General features: G+C 64.9%; 14 protein-coding genes and 1 pseudogene. 7 read left to right on the forward strand and 8 right to left on the reverse strand.

What is annotated here, in order from left to right; all coding sequences use genetic code 11:
* The 3 genes from EN943_RS11000 to EN943_RS11010 all read right to left on the reverse strand — a co-directional run.
* A partial coding sequence (locus tag EN943_RS11000; RefSeq protein ID WP_164778158.1) for a serine hydrolase domain-containing protein occupies positions 1-604 on the reverse strand: 604 nt, incomplete at its 3' end.
* An 84-nt stretch (positions 605-688) separates the two neighbouring features.
* Positions 689-2,293 (reverse strand): ABC transporter substrate-binding protein, encoded by a 1,605-nt coding sequence (locus EN943_RS11005; protein WP_127412630.1) that lies wholly within the window; start codon positions 2,291-2,293, stop codon positions 689-691.
* Between the two features lie 54 nt (positions 2,294-2,347).
* Complete coding sequence (locus EN943_RS11010) at positions 2,348-3,481, reverse strand: FAD-binding oxidoreductase (protein ID WP_127412631.1); 1,134 nt, start codon at positions 3,479-3,481, stop codon at positions 2,348-2,350.
* 137 nt (positions 3,482-3,618) lie between these two features.
* Here EN943_RS11010 and EN943_RS11015 point away from each other — a divergent pair, with 137 nt between their 5' ends.
* Entirely contained in the window at positions 3,619-4,236 is a 618-nt protein-coding gene (locus EN943_RS11015) for an XRE family transcriptional regulator (protein ID WP_127412632.1), read from the forward strand.
* A 356-nt stretch (positions 4,237-4,592) separates the two neighbouring features.
* Here the strand turns inward: EN943_RS11015 and gcvA are convergent, their stop codons facing one another.
* Positions 4,593-5,489: a transcriptional regulator GcvA gene (gene gcvA, locus EN943_RS11025; RefSeq protein ID WP_127412633.1), complete on the reverse strand. Its 897-nt coding sequence runs from the start codon at positions 5,487-5,489 to the stop codon at positions 4,593-4,595.
* A gap of 127 nt (positions 5,490-5,616) precedes the next feature.
* Between gcvA and EN943_RS11030 the strand changes: the two genes are divergently transcribed.
* Both EN943_RS11030 and EN943_RS11035 read left to right on the forward strand, forming a co-directional pair.
* Complete coding sequence (locus EN943_RS11030) at positions 5,617-6,321, forward strand: SDR family oxidoreductase (protein WP_127412634.1); 705 nt, start codon at positions 5,617-5,619, stop codon at positions 6,319-6,321.
* 49 nt (positions 6,322-6,370) lie between these two features.
* On the forward strand, positions 6,371-7,429 hold the full coding sequence (locus EN943_RS11035) for a Gfo/Idh/MocA family oxidoreductase (protein WP_127412635.1): 1,059 nt from the start codon (positions 6,371-6,373) through the stop codon (positions 7,427-7,429).
* A 174-nt stretch (positions 7,430-7,603) separates the two neighbouring features.
* On the opposite strand, the pseudogene EN943_RS38295 reads toward EN943_RS11035, so the two are convergent.
* Together EN943_RS38295 and EN943_RS11045 are read right to left on the reverse strand one after the other, a co-directional pair.
* Positions 7,604-7,739: pseudogene (locus EN943_RS38295) on the reverse strand (cytochrome-c peroxidase); the annotation flags it as partial.
* A 5-nt stretch (positions 7,740-7,744) separates the two neighbouring features.
* Positions 7,745-8,344, reverse strand: coding sequence for a DUF922 domain-containing protein (locus tag EN943_RS11045; RefSeq protein ID WP_127412636.1), 600 nt, complete (start codon positions 8,342-8,344; stop codon positions 7,745-7,747).
* Between the two features lie 120 nt (positions 8,345-8,464).
* Between EN943_RS11045 and EN943_RS11050 the strand changes: the two genes are divergently transcribed.
* Positions 8,465-8,959, forward strand: coding sequence for a hypothetical protein (locus EN943_RS11050; protein WP_245475707.1), 495 nt, complete (start codon positions 8,465-8,467; stop codon positions 8,957-8,959).
* A gap of 232 nt (positions 8,960-9,191) precedes the next feature.
* Here the strand turns inward: EN943_RS11050 and EN943_RS11055 are convergent, their stop codons facing one another.
* Complete coding sequence (locus tag EN943_RS11055) at positions 9,192-10,658, reverse strand: PLP-dependent aminotransferase family protein (RefSeq protein ID WP_127412637.1); 1,467 nt, start codon at positions 10,656-10,658, stop codon at positions 9,192-9,194.
* Between the two features lie 5 nt (positions 10,659-10,663).
* Between EN943_RS11055 and EN943_RS11060 the strand changes: the two genes are divergently transcribed.
* The 3 genes from EN943_RS11060 to EN943_RS11070 all read left to right on the forward strand — a co-directional run bounded on the left by EN943_RS11060 (position 10,664) and on the right by EN943_RS11070 (position 13,303).
* Positions 10,664-11,416 carry a pyridoxamine 5'-phosphate oxidase family protein gene (locus EN943_RS11060; protein ID WP_164778159.1) on the forward strand — a complete coding sequence of 251 codons (753 nt, stop codon included), beginning with the start codon at positions 10,664-10,666 and terminating at the stop codon, positions 11,414-11,416.
* Between the two features lie 80 nt (positions 11,417-11,496).
* On the forward strand, positions 11,497-11,949 hold the full coding sequence (locus EN943_RS11065) for a GNAT family N-acetyltransferase (RefSeq protein WP_127412661.1): 453 nt from the start codon (positions 11,497-11,499) through the stop codon (positions 11,947-11,949).
* 154 nt (positions 11,950-12,103) lie between these two features.
* A complete protein-coding gene (locus EN943_RS11070) occupies positions 12,104-13,303 on the forward strand; it encodes a PLP-dependent aminotransferase family protein (protein ID WP_206522744.1) in 1,200 nt (399 codons plus the stop codon).
* Here EN943_RS11070 and EN943_RS11075 read toward each other — a convergent pair.
* Entirely contained in the window at positions 13,280-13,582 is a 303-nt protein-coding gene (locus EN943_RS11075) for a hypothetical protein (protein WP_245475709.1), read from the reverse strand. The genes EN943_RS11070 and EN943_RS11075 overlap by 24 nt on opposite strands.
* Positions 13,583-13,779: the final 197 nt, after the last annotated feature.

Consider the following 13,779-nt stretch of genomic DNA (forward strand, 5'->3'; position numbering starts at 1 on the left):
TGTGGTAATAGCCGCGCACCATCGACTTTTCCGGAAAGGCTTCGGTGGCCGACGACCAGGTATTCTTGAGGCCGAGCGGCTGCAGCACTGCACTTCTGACGTAACCGCCGAGCGACTGGCCTGAGACCGCCTCGATCACCATGCCGGCCAGCACATAGCCGGTGTTGTTGTAGACGGCGGCTCCGCCCGGCGCCTTCTGCTTGTCGGAAGCGAAGGCGATGTCGACCAGCTGCTGCGGCGTCCATTGCCGGCTCGGATCCATCGGAATGTAATATTCGAACTCCGGCAGGCCGCTGCGGTGGTTGATCAGCTGGCACACTGAAATGTCCTTGGCGCCCGGCAGGTCGGGGAACCAGCCGACGATCGGCGCGCCGAGGTCGAGCCTGCCGTCCTGGGCGAGCTTGACCAGCGCCGCGGCAACGAAGGTCTTGGTGCAGCTGCCGATCTTGAACAGACGGTCGGGCGAGACGGCAACGCCATGTTCCCGGTCGGCGAGGCCGGCGGTGAGGGCAGCTGGTGCGGCGCCTGTGGAGTAGGCGAGCGAGGTGCCCACCGCGCCATCGGTGAGATAGGTCTTGAGGAGGGCGTTCAGGTCTTCACGCATGGATTCTGCTTTCGCCGCTAAATTGCTGGTTTCATAGATGTCGGTGCGCCCTCGGGCCGAGCCCGAGGGCAGGGTCGCCAAGCTTCACTCCGCCATATCGACAGCAGCAAAGTTCTGCCGGCCGAAGGGGTCGAGCACGTAGTTGAGCACGCTCTTGCGGATCGGGATCGCCACCACCGAATGGGCGATCGGCGCCACCGGCACCTCGACCTTCAGGATCGCCTGCGCCCTGGCGTAGATGTCGGCGCGCTGTTTGGGATCGGCGGCGACGCGGCCGTCCTGCAGCAGCTTCTCGAAGGATGGATCGCACCAGCGCGAGCGGTTGGAGCCGCCCTTCACGCCGTCGCAGGAAAGCAAATAGCTCAGCATGTTGTCCGGGTCGCCATTGTCGCTGCTGCCGCCGAGCAGGTAGGCGTCCTGTTCGCCCCCGGCCGTGCGCTTGAGATATTCGCCCCACTCGAAGCTGACGATCTCGGCCTTGACGCCGACCTTCGCCCAGTCGGCCTGGATCATCTCGGCCATGCGCTTGGCATTGGGGTTGTAGGGCCGCGACACCGGCATCGCCCACAGGCTGATTTTCAGGTCGCTCTCGTGGCCGGCTTCCTTCAGCAGTGTCTTCGCGCCATCCGGATCATAGTCGATGCCGGCGTCGGTGGCGGCGCCTATCTGCGCCGGCGGCACGACGCTGCCGGCGACCGTGCCGGCGCCGGCATAGACGGCGTCGACGATCGCCTTGCGGTCGATGGCCTTGGCCAGCGCCATGCGCACGCGCACATCGCCGAGCGGCTGGTGTTCGACATTGAAGCCGAGAATGCCGATGTTCTGGCCCTTGAGGTCGAGCACGGTGATGTCGGGATCGGTGCGCAAATCGGCGACGGCGCTGGGCGGCGGCGGGGCGGCGACCTGGCATTCATTGGCCTTGAGGCGCTCCACGCGCGTGGTCGGCTCGGGCGTGACGGCGAAGACCAGCGTGTCTATCTTCGGCGCGCCGCGCCAGTAATCCTTGTTGGCGGCGTAGCGGATCTGGCTGTCGGGGATATAGGCCTGCAGCACGAACGGGCCGGTGCCGACGGGTTCGCTATCGATCAGTTCCGGCGTGCCGGCCGCGACCATCTTTTCGGTCTGCTCCAAGGACAGGATGGAGAGATAGTCGAGCGCGATGCCGGGCAGGAAGGTGACGTTGGCTGCCGTCAGCGTGAAGCGCACGGTGTAATCGTCGACCTTGTCGATCTTGTCGATCAGTGTGCCCATACCCAGCGCATTGAAGTACTCGTAAGCGCCGCCGCCGAGCTTGTGGTAGGGATTGCTGGCGTCGCGCTGGCGGTTGAAGGTGTACAGCACGTCGTCGGCATTGAACTCGCGCGACGGTGTAAAGTGGTCGTTCGACTGGAATTTTACGCCGTGCCTGAGATGGAAGGTGTAGATCTTGCCGTCGGCTGAGACCTCCCAGCTTTCGGCCAGCGCCGGCCCGACTTCGGTCGTGCCAGGCTTGAACTCGACCAGCCGGTTGAAGATCGTCTTGGCGGCTGCGTCCATGGTCGAATCGGCGGTGCCGATCGCAGGGTTGAAGGTCTCGGGATTGGCTTCCGAGCAATAGACCAGGGTTTTGGCGTAGGCCTGTCCGCCGAGAAGGACGGACGAGGCCAGCAGCGACGAGGTAAGCACTGCGCGCAGAACGGTGGATTTCATCGCAAACGCTCCTGATGACACTTTACGGGTTGGGGAAGGGCAGGCCGGTGAAGTTCATGGCGTTGCCGCCGGGGTGATGAAACGATCGGGCGCAAGCGCGGCTGTGGTGACGCCGCGAGCCGCGAGATCGTTCGGCAACGACTGGCCGCGAAGCAGAGCCGAACCCAGCCGCGCCAGCGTCAGCGACACCTGGAAGCCGTAGCCGCCCTGGCCGCCGAGCCAGAAGAAGCCGGGCAGGCGTGGGTCGAAGCCGACGACCGGCGTGCGGTCGGGCGAAAAGGTGCGCAGGCCAGCCCAGGGCGTCGACGGACGGCCGATGCGCAGCGATGTCGCCTGTTCTATGCGATCGACGGCGATGGCGACGTCGATGTCTTCCGGATAGGCATCGCAAGGCGCGGAATCGGTTTCGTCGGCGAGCGAGCCGATCAGCCTGCCGGCATCGGGCTTGAAGTAGAATTGTTCGTGCAGATCGACCACCAGTGGCCAGGCGCTGATGTCCGTGCCGGCGGGCGGGTCGAACAGGAAGGCGGTGCGGCGCTTGGGCCGGAAGCCGAGGGCGGAGAGCCCCGCCATATCGGAGACGACATCGACCCAGGCGCCGGCGGCGTTGACGACGATGTCGGCCTGATAGGCGCCGGCATTGGTCACGAGTTTGAAGCCGTTTGCGACGCGGGAGATCTCCCGCACCTCTTCGCCGGTGCGGATGACGCCGCCGCCCGCCTTGAGCGCCGAGGCTGAAGCGGCAAGCATCTTTCCCGTGTCGACATCGAGCGCGCCGGGTTCATGCACGCCGCCGCAGGTGGTTGCCGTGGCGATGACCGGCACCAGCGCGGTGACTTCAGCAGCCGACAGGCGCCGTACGCTCGGCACGAGCGCCTGCATCTCGGCCGCCATGCGGTCGACGGCTGCACTGTCCTCGACGCCGCCGACATGCAGCGCGCCGCGTCGGTGGGCGGCGAAGCCGCCATCGATGATCGCCTGCCGGCTGGCCAGCGACAGCGCCCGCACCAGCACATTGCCGTAGGTTTCTGAAAACAGCGCCGCCGAGCGGCCGCTGGCGTGGTAGCCGAGATGCGGCTCGCGCTCGAGCACGGTGACCTCGGCCCAGGGCTGCACGGCAGCCGCCAGCGAGAGGCCGGCAATGCCGCCGCCGATGACGACGATTTTTTGAGGAGACTTGGACTGCATCCTCTAGGGGTAGAAATAATTTCGTATCCAGTCAATATTTAGCGTATAAGAAAATTGTTAGCGTTGTTGATAGCGGCAGAGAGTTTGACTACCTAGGGTAGACTGGCGGCTCGATGGGCCGCGCAACGGAGTTGACGATGTCGGAGCAACCGAACCTCGGTGATTGCCTGCGCGGCTTGAGGAAGACGCATGGCTGGACCCTGCAGGAGGTCAGCACGCTGACCGGCGTCGCAGTGTCGACGCTGTCCAAGGTCGAGAATGACCAGATGTCGCTGAGCTACGACAAACTGCTGCAGATCTGCGAGGGGCTGGGCATCCATGTCACCGAACTGCTCAGTGGCGAGCGCAAGCAGCCGTCCGCGCGCACCCGTCGTTCCGTGACCTCGCCGTCCAACACGCTGCGCCAGCTGACCCGCAATTACGACTACCGCTATCTGGCGACAGATTTGGTGCGCAAGCGCATGGTGCCGATCCACGCCTATGCACGCGCCCGCACGCCGCAGGAGTTCGGTCCGCTGACCAGCCATGCCGGCGAGGAGTTTTTGATCGTGCTCAAGGGCGAGATCGAACTGCACACAGACCAGTATGCGCCGGTGCGACTGAAACAGGGCGAAAGCGTCTACATCGATTCCACCATGGGCCACGCCTATTTGTCGGTCGGCGAAGGCGACGCCGAGATGCTGTGCGTCTGCTCCGGCGACGAGCCGGATATGGAGGGCACGCTGCTGAGTGTGCTGGAGACGGTGGAAGGGTAGGGTACTGGCGGTGCCGATTGCCGCTCTATTTCAGCGTCGACGCTGCCCCTCACCTGCCTGCCGGCATCCTCTCCCCATAACGGGGCGAGGGACGGACGCAGCGCGTGAAGCGGCTGTTCGCCAAGGCTTCGTCCGCGCCGTGCGCGCGGTGCTCGATCCTGCTCGGATCGGGCAGGCGCAGCTCGTCTTCATCGACGTGCGGCTCGACCACACGGCGCGCATGTCTTCGACCGTGTCGCCGACATGGCGATGTTCCAGGATTTTCTGCAGCGTGTCATCCTGCCGCTGCCCGGGGTTCGGGAGACACATACCTACGCCTCGATTGCCAATGTGAAGCCCGACGCCTTGCTGCCGATCTAGATTGGCCTTTCTCCCGCATCCAGCAACCATTGCCGCACGGCTTGCGTCGGCTCGGGGTGGCGCTGTTTTCTCGGCATCACGACATAGAAATCCTGCGTGCCGCGCATTTCTCCGCTGACGGGCTGGACCAGACGGCCGGCGGCGAGGTCGGCGGCGACGAGAAAGCGGCTGGCCAGCGCAATGCCCTGGCCGGCGACGGCCGCGTCGATGGCGAGGCCCGTCTGGTTGAAGCGCATCCGTTTCAATTCGGTCGTCATCTTCAGGCCGACCGCTTTCTCCATGAATTCCGGCCACAGATTGTGGGCATCGTGCAGCAGCACGTGGTGCTGGATTTCGGAGGCTGCGATCTCGATCGCGCCGGCCGGCAGCAGGGCCGGGCTGCACACGGCGACGATTTGCTGGGGAAACAGCAGGTCGACGACCAGTCCGGCGCCGAAGGGCGGCCGGCCTTGCCGTACAGCAATGTCGACGCCGTCGGCCTGGAAGCTCGACAGGCTTTCGCTGGCCAGCACGCGCAGGTCTACCAGCGGGTTATGCGCGACGAAGTCGTACAGTCTCGGGATCAGCCATTTGGTGGCGAAGCTCGGCGTCACGCTGACCGTCAGCCGCGCCGGCTCGGGACGAAGCAGCAGCGTCGCCTCCGAGATCAGGTCGAAGGCGCGGCGGATGTTGGGCACATAGGCGCGGCCCTCATCGGTCAGCGCCAGGCCGCGCGGCAGCCGCTCGAACAGCTTGGTGCCGAGATCGGCTTCCAGCCCGCGAATGTGCTGGGCGACCGCCCCTTGCGTGACATTGAGCTCTTCGGCGGCGATGCGGAAGTTGAGATGACGCGCCGAGGCTTCGAAGGCGCGCAGCGCATTCAACGGCGGCAGGCTGAGGAAAGCTTCGGGCATGCAGGAGTTTTTCTACAGGTTGATTTCAGGCATTCTGGTTCGAACCAGCGGGGAAAACCAGCTATATCAACGCTCAGCTCCCGAAAACACCGCTTGCGGTGCCCGCAAACCCTGAGAGGAAAATCCGATGAGTGTAGAAAAAGTAGCTGTGGTGGTGGCCGGCGGCAGCGGCATGGGTGCGGCGGCGGCCAAGCGGCTGGCGGCGGACGGCTTCAAGGTCGCCATCCTTTCCTCCTCGGGCAAGGGCGAGGCGCTGGCTGGGGAATTGGGCGGGCTCGGCGTCACCGGCTCCAATCAGTCGAACGACGATCTGCAGCGCCTCGTCGACCTGACGCTGGAGCGCTATGGCCGCATCGACGTGCTGGTCAACAGCGGCGGCCACGGGCCGCGCGCGCCGATCCTGGAAATCACCGACGAGCAATGGCACACCGGCATGGACGTCTATCTCCTCAACGTCATCCGGCCGGTGCGCATCGTGGCGCCGCAGATGGTCAAGCAAAAGGGCGGCGCCATCATCAACATCTCGACCGCCTGGGTGGTCGAGCCGAGCCCGATGTTCCCGACGTCCGCGGTATTCCGCGCCGGGCTTGCCGCCTACACCAAGATCTTCGCCAACACCTATGCCGCTGACAATGTGCGCATGAACAATGTGCTGCCCGGCTGGATCGACAGCCTGCCGGCCACCGAGGAGCGCCGCGACAGCGTGCCGATGCAGCGCTACGGAACCTCGGAAGAGATCGCCGCGACCATCGCCTTCCTGGCGTCCGAAGGCGCCGGCTACATCACCGGCCAGAACATCCGGGTCGACGGCGGCATCATTCGCGCTATTTGAGGGCTCCGACCGGAGGGGGATTCCGGCATCTCACCCCAAGGAGCAAAGAATGCGGCTTTTGATACTCGGCACCGGCTGGATGGCGCAGGAACATGCGCGGCGCTTCACAGCTATCGACGGCGTCGACATAGTCGGCGCGGTCGATGTCGATCCGGCACGGGTCGGCGAGTTCGCCGACAGCTTTGACATTCCCAACCGCTTTACCGCGCTGGAGGAGGCGCTGGCATGGGGTGAGTTCGACGCGGTGGCCAATGTCACGCCCGACCGCATCCATCACCCGACCACCATGGCGCTGATTGCCGCCGGCAAGCCGGTGCTGTGCGAGAAGCCGCTGGCCGAAAACTATGGCAAGGCGACCGAGATGGCCGACGCCGCCGAGGCCGCCGGCATCGTCAATATGGTGAACCTCACCTATCGCAATGTGGCGGCGCTGCAGAAGGCCCGCCAGATGGTGCAGGCGGGCAAGATCGGCACCGTCAGGCATGTCGAGGCGTCCTATCTGCAGAGCTGGCTGGTGTCGAAATTCTGGGGCGACTGGCGTACCGACCCGAAATGGCTGTGGCGCCTGTCGCGCGGCCACGGCTCCAATGGCGTTCTTGGCGATGTCGGCATCCACATCCTTGATTTCGCCAGCTATGGCGCGGCGCTCGACATCGACCATGTCTTTTGCCGGCTGCGCGCCTTCGACAAGGCGCCCGGCAACCGCATCGGCGACTACGGGCTCGACGCCAATGACAGCTTCGCCATGACGCTGGACTTTTCCAACGGCGCCTTCGGCGTGGTGCATGCCAGCCGCTGGGCAACAGGCCATCTCAACGAGCTGCGCCTGCGCATCTATGGCGAGAAGGGCGGCATCGAAGTGGTGCACAATCTCGATGGTTCGACGCTCAAGGCCTGCATCGGCGACAATGTCGAGAACGCCATATGGAAAGAGCTCGACCCCGGTACGGTGGAGACCAACTACCAGCGTTTCACCGACGCGGTGCGAAGCGGTGTGCAGACCGAACCGTCCTTCCGCCATGCGGCCGAGTTGCAGAAGGTGCTGGATCTGGCAGTGGTATCGGACGAGAAGCGCGCGGAGCTGAGGGCGAGCGCGGATACGCAATGAGGCATGGCTTTCCCTTCTCCCCTTCTTGTGGGAGAAGGTGGCCGAGTGAAGCTCGGTCGGATGAGGGATGCTCCAGCTTGGCAAGGACGGAGATCCGTCACCCACCCCTCAACCGTCTCGGCGCTGCGCGCCGATCCACCTTCTCCCACAAGAAGGGGAGAAGGCAAGCGCGTGTTACTGCTGGTCCGCATCCGTCAGCGTCTGCAAAACGCCACGATGTCATCGATCTCCGGGTCGGTCAGCGCCGGCCCGTCGCCGGGCTTCCTGCCGAAGGGTGGGTCCTGGTTGAGGTTGGCCAATAAGCCTTTGGTGGCTTCAGGGGCCGGTCACGAGCGAAAAAACCAGTTTCTGCAAATTGCCGCCATTGCCGAATTCGACGCGGTCGAAATCGCGGCTTGCCTGCACCCGCGCCTTCGAGATCGCGTCGAGCCGCTTGACCACCTCGGCCCTGGTCTTGCTGCATTTGGGATCGTCGGCGACGGTCAGGCCGTCCGTCGCGGCTTGGATGTCGTGGACCATCTGGACCATGCTGGCGCCATGTACCTTCTCATGGGCGGCGACGCCGGCGATGAAGGTGTCCCAGTTCTTCTGGACGGCGGGCGGCAGGGAGCCGGAGGGTTTTGGCAGAGTGTAGGTGACGATCAGCTTCGGACGCCCGGCCGTCAGCACGCAGTCCTTGCCCCTGGGCTTGTAGTCCCTTAGCCCCCAGGTCAGCTTGAAATTGGTGTAGGCGATGGCGCGGGCAATGCCGAGCTTTGGCCCGTTCTCGCCGATCGAGCGGTAGAGTTCGGCGCCGCTCTGGCCCGAGATCGCGTAGGGCTCGATTTTCTCGACCGGCTTCCACTCGGCATGAGCGGCGAGCGGCAAGGCCAGCAGGGCGGCAAAGGACAGACACAGGCGAACGCAGGCTCTCAATCCAACTCTCCGCGAAACAGGACCGGCTGCCGCAAGGGGCAATGCCATCGGGTCGCTTTTTCCTATATGCTGTCGACGGGTGCTGCAAATGGCCCTGGAGGCAGTCAATTGGGGGGAGTCATGAGAGTTGGACATCTCATCGTCGCCGGTGCGGTAGCGGTCCTGCAGGCCGCGCAACCGGCGTTTGCCGCGTCGTGCGGCGGCTGGAGCGCCAGGATGGAGGAAGACGAAGGCGGCAGCGTGCTGACGGCCTCGGTTTGCGGCGGCCCGAAAGGCGACGCGCATCTGATGCTGACCTGTTTCGACACACCGGTGCTGAGCTACGATCTCGGCGCCACCGGCCAGCAGCTGGAGCCCGGCATCGGCGGTTCGTTCGCGTTCCAGGCCGACGGCAAGACGGTGGCGAAGACGCTGCAGCTGGAGGCCATGTACAACTACTTCGTGGTCAACCTGGCGAAAGCCGATCCGCTGCTCGACCTGTTGCGCGGCAAAGGCGATGTGTCGGTCAGTTCAGCCAAATATGGCGAGGTCAGTTTTCCGCTGAAGGGCTCCAGCGCGGCCATCGGCAAGGTGCTGGCGCAGTGCGGCAAGACCCAGCCCGCCGATGGGGATTGAGGACTTCGTCATCCTAGGGCGGAGCAAGGAGCGCAGCGACGCGGCGCAGACCCTAGGATCCATGCCGTGACGCATGCCGAAAAATGCTGCGGAACCAGGATGTTATCCCGGCGCATTACTGTTGTTCTATGGCACTGGCGGTAGCGCCTTATCCTGATCCGCTTTGGCCCGTTGCAAGTGTCGCGGCATGGATCCCAGGGTCTCCGCGACGGAGCTGCGCTCCTACTTCGCCCTAGGATGACGAAGGGAGGGAATGCCGCCTCACCACCCCGCCCAACCTGACCGTCGCGGCCATCAATTCCTCGTCCGAAAACCCCGAAAAACCCAGCACCAGGCCTTGCCGGGGCGGGCCGTCGACGAACATCGAGGAGAGGGCACGCGCACCGACACCTGCCGCCTTCGCCGCCTCGACGATCGCCGTGTCCGGCCCGGCGTCTTTCAGCGTCGCCATCAAGTGCAGCCCCTGTTCGGGTACGGTTACTTCGAGGGCATCGCCGCAATGCGCCTCGAGGCCGGCGACCAGCACGTCGCGCGCGGCTTGCACCCGGCGGCGCACGCGCCTGAGATGCGCGGCGAAATGGCCTTCGTTCAACAGGTCGGTCAGCGCGCCTTCGGCCAGTGTCGAGGGGAATCGGTCGGAGCGCGCCCTGACCGCCATCACGGCATCGAGCAGCGCTTCGGGCACCACGACATAGCCGATGCGCAGGCCGGGGAAGAGGATTTTCGAGAAGGTGCCGAGATAGGCGACACGGCCCGAGCCGTCCATGCCTTGCAGCGAGGTCAGCGGCGGGCCGGCATAGCGGAACTCGCTGTCGTAATCGTCCTCAATGATCCAGGCATGGTTGCGCCGCGCCCAGTCGAGTAGCGCCAGGCGGCGGCGCATCGTCATCGTCACGCCGAGCGGATATTGGTGCGAGGGCGTGACATAGGCCGCGCGCGCCTTGGAGCACAGGCTTTCGCCGATCTCGGGATCGAGCCCTTCCGCGTCGACCGGCACCCCAAAAACCCTGGCGCCGCTGCCGGCCAGCACGGCGTGGGCCATGGGATAGCAGGGGTTTTCGATCCAGACGGCATCGCCGGGACTGAGCGCGGCGCGCACCAGAAGATCCAGCCCCTGCTGCGTGCCCGAAGTCAGCACGATCTGGCCGGCGTCGCAGCGCACGCCGCGTGCGGTTCGGAGATAGGTTGCGATCGCGCTGCGCAGGCCAAGCCCGCCCCGCGGATCGCCATAGCGAAAATGCTCCGGCCCGGGGCGGGCAAGGTGGCGCGACAGAAGGATGCGAAACAAATCAAGCGTGCGCGGATCGGACACCGCCACGCCAAGGCCGCAAGGCAGCGAGGTGGCCGCGTCGATCTCAGGCGAACGCGGCTTGACCTGTGTTGTCGGCAGATGCGGCACGTCAGGCGCGACGAAGGTTCCGGCACCGACCCTGGCGACGGCGAAGCCTTCCGAGATCAGCATTTCAAAACAGACAACCGCCGCCGAACGCGACAGGCCGAAGCGCTGTGCGAGATCCCGGGTGGTCGGCAGTTTCGCCCCGGCGGCCAGCGCGCCGGTCTCGATCAGCCGCCGCAGCGCCGCATAAAGCTCACGGCTGCGCGGACCGTCGCCCGGCAGGACCGGGATCAGCGCCGACCAATCAGGCAGATTGGTCTGAGTTTTATCAACAGGATTGGTTCTTTTATCGACCAATGTCATAGCGCATGGTTGGCAGACAGCAACCAAGGATGCAAGCCGTGAACGACACGCCAGCCAGCTTTCCGACCACCAGCCGCAACCGCGTCAAGCGCCTGCACGAGCGCGGCAGCTACGACCATGCTGCCGTCTTCGCGGTACTGGATGCCGGGCTGCTGTGCCATGTCGCCTATACGTTCGACGGCCAGCCTTATTGCACGCCGACCATTCACTGGCGCGAGGACGACATGCTGTACTGGCACGGCTCGTCGGCCAGCCGCATGCTGCGCCATCTGCGCGGCGGTACGCCGGCGTGTCTCACGGTGTCGCATCTCGACGGGCTGGTGCTGGCGCGCTCGGGCTTCAACCATTCCGCCAATTACCGCTCGGCGATGTGTTTCGGCACGGCGCGGATCATCGATGAGCCTGAGGAGAAACTGAAGGCGCTGGCCGGCGTCGTCGACCGTTTCTATCCCGGCCGGAGCGATACCTTGCGGCCGATCTCGGCGCAGGAGGCCAAGGCGACGACGGTGATCGGCATGCGCATCGAAGAGGCATCGGCCAAAGTGCGCGCCAAGGGCGTCGGCGACGACGAGGAGGATTACGGGCATCCGGTTTGGGCCGGCGTCATTCCGGTGCGGATGGTGGTCGGCGCCGCCGAGCCGTGTCCGAGGCTGCTGCCTGGTATCGAGCGGCCGCAGAATTTGTCGGGTTATGCGGAGAGTGCGAGGCTCGATGAGGCGCTGACGCAGGCGCAGCGGGTTTATGAAGGCGAGGTGTAGTTAGCCTCTTCCTTCCCTCACAAGGGGGAAGGGAGAGCGCACCCTTGCCGGTGCCTGCGCCGCGCGATATGCCCGACACCATGATCACCTTCCGTAAGGCTGTTGCCTCCGACCTGCCTGATATCGTCGCGATGCTGGCCGACGATCCGCTTGGCGCTGGCCGCGAGGATGCGTCCTTGCCGCTGGCGCAAGGCTATGTCGATGCTTTCAACGCCATCGACGCCGATCCCAATCAACTGCTGGCGGTGGCCGTGGATGGCGGCGAAGTGATCGGTACCTTGCAGATTTCTTTCCTTGCCGGGCTCTCGCGCAAGGGTGCCTGGCGCGGGCAGATCGAGGCGGTTCGGGGTGCCGGCCACAGGCGCTCGGGCGGCGTCGGCAGGCTGATGATCGAATGGGCGATCGACGCGTGCCGGGCGCGCGGCTGCAGCCTCGTCCAGCTGACCACCGACAAGGGGCGGGCGGACGCGCACCGCTTTTACGAAAGCCTCGGCTTCACCGGCAGCCATCTCGGCTACAAGAAGAGCCTTTAGGCGGGCGGAAAACCGCTGCACACTTTTTGTGGAACTGCTCCGCTGGCGCATTCGGGAAATCGTTCAGGCACACTTCAATTCGCGGCCAAGAGGGAATATAGGTCAGCTAAGTTGACCTATATTGCATCGTCCGGGGAGGCGTGTCGTGACCCTTATGAACCTGTTGGCTTCGCGCTCGTCGCGCATGAAAGCGTCCGAAATCCGCGAGCTGCTGAAGCTGCTCGACCAGCCGGACATCATCTCGTTCGCCGGCGGTATTCCCGATCCGGCGCTGTTTCCGGCCGAGGCGATCCGCGACGCCTATGCCGATGTGCTGGGCGGCCCTGAGGCAGGGGCGGCGCTGCAGTACCAGGTCTCGGAAGGCTATCTGCCGTTGCGGCGCTGGCTCGCCGGGCAGATGGGCAAGCTCGGCGTCGCCTGTGACGAGGCCAACATCTTCATCACTTCCGGCTCGCAGCAGGCGCTGGATTATCTCGGCAAACTGTTCCTTTCGCCGGGCGATACAGCGCTGGTGACGTGGCCGACCTATCTCGGCGCGCTGCAGGCTTTCAACGCCTATGAGCCACGCTACGACCGGCTTACCCCGGCCGGCGGCAACATGACGCCCGACGCTTATCGCGCGGCGGCGGCGGCCAATGGCGGCAAGGCCAAATTCGCCTATCTGGTGCCGGATTTCGCCAACCCGACCGGCAACACGCTGAACCGTGAACAGCGCGAGGCAGTGCTCGACCTTGCCGGCGAACTCGACATCGCCGTCATCGAGGATGCCGCCTATCGCGCGCTGCGCTATGACGGCGAAGGCGAGCCGCCGATCCTGGCGCTCGACTGCATCAGGTCGGGCGGCATCGACAAGGCGCGAACGCTCTATTGCGGCTCGTTCTCGAAGATATTGTCGCCGGGCATGCGGGTCGGCTGGGTGTGCGCGCCGCGCCACATCGTCGAGAAGCTGGTGCTGATGAAGCAGGCCTCGGACCTGCACAGCCCGTCGATCAACCAGGTGGTGATGCATCGTGTCGCCGAAGCCGTGTTCGACGGTCAGGTGGAAAAACTTATCGGCGCCTATCGTGAGCGCCGCGACGGGCTGCTCTCGGCACTGGAAGCCCACATGCCCGAAGGCGTGACCTGGAGCCGCCCGGAAGGCGGCATGTTCGTCTGGGTGACGCTGCCGGAAGGGGCCGACGCCACCGAGCTTCTGGCTCGGTCGGTGAAGGAAGCGCGGGTCGCCTTCGTGCCGGGCAACGCCTTTTATGCCGACGGCACCGGGCGCAACACGCTGCGGCTGTCCTTCACGCTCGCCGACCGGCGCGCGGTGAGCGAAGGCCTTCCCAGGCTAGCCGCCATCCTGAAGGGATAGGCCGGCGCCCGAAGCCGGCTTTTCCTCCGCCGCTACAGTCACCAGGCGCTCTAGCTTTGAAAGCCTGGTGCGAGCGAGCTTGCGGACCGGCTTTTCGAAACCTTCTTCGCCGTTTTCGACGACGAAGACCAAGGTCATGAAATCGAGCATGAACTCGTCGATGGCTGCCGCGACCTCGCGCGATCCGCCCTTGAACCGGCGCAGCAGAGCGGTTGCTTCCTCGATATCGTCGACACCGGCGCTGTCGACCAGCGCTTCGAGCCTCTGAAAACAATCCAATCGCAATCCCTCCCACCGCGCCACCAAACCCGGCTGCGAGCGGAAAGTTCCAAACTGAGAGTGGTCTCGCGGAAGAAATCGCCTCCGCCGCTTGAATTCCGCGGTTTCGACCGGCCATCGGCAATTTTTTTGTTCGGGTGGAACCTCCGCGGCCAACAAAGGTTCTTACCAGGTCTGATCCCCCCTCAGACCTCTGA

The sequence above is a fragment of the Mesorhizobium sp. M7A.F.Ca.US.006.01.1.1 genome, from assembly GCF_003997935.1.
Lineage (GTDB): Bacteria > Pseudomonadota > Alphaproteobacteria > Rhizobiales > Rhizobiaceae > Mesorhizobium.

Bases quoted from the DNA above. Each gene is read 5' to 3' on its own strand.
- EN943_RS11005 (WP_127412630.1), bottom strand. From the start codon at position 2,293: ATGAAATCCACCGTTCTGCGCGCAGTGCTTACCTCGTCGCTGCTGGCC.
- EN943_RS11010 (WP_127412631.1), bottom strand. From the start codon at position 3,481: ATGCAGTCCAAGTCTCCTCAAAAAATCGTCGTCATCGGCGGCGGCATT.
- EN943_RS11015 (WP_127412632.1), top strand. From the start codon at position 3,619: ATGTCGGAGCAACCGAACCTCGGTGATTGCCTGCGCGGCTTGAGGAAG.
- gcvA (WP_127412633.1), bottom strand. From the start codon at position 5,489: ATGCCCGAAGCTTTCCTCAGCCTGCCGCCGTTGAATGCGCTGCGCGCC.
- EN943_RS11030 (WP_127412634.1), top strand. From the start codon at position 5,617: ATGAGTGTAGAAAAAGTAGCTGTGGTGGTGGCCGGCGGCAGCGGCATG.
- EN943_RS11035 (WP_127412635.1), top strand. From the start codon at position 6,371: ATGCGGCTTTTGATACTCGGCACCGGCTGGATGGCGCAGGAACATGCG.
- EN943_RS11050 (WP_245475707.1), top strand. From the start codon at position 8,465: ATGAGAGTTGGACATCTCATCGTCGCCGGTGCGGTAGCGGTCCTGCAG.
- EN943_RS11055 (WP_127412637.1), bottom strand. From the start codon at position 10,658: ATGACATTGGTCGATAAAAGAACCAATCCTGTTGATAAAACTCAGACC.
- EN943_RS11060 (WP_164778159.1), top strand. From the start codon at position 10,664: ATGGTTGGCAGACAGCAACCAAGGATGCAAGCCGTGAACGACACGCCA.
- EN943_RS11065 (WP_127412661.1), top strand. From the start codon at position 11,497: ATGATCACCTTCCGTAAGGCTGTTGCCTCCGACCTGCCTGATATCGTC.
- EN943_RS11070 (WP_206522744.1), top strand. From the start codon at position 12,104: ATGAACCTGTTGGCTTCGCGCTCGTCGCGCATGAAAGCGTCCGAAATC.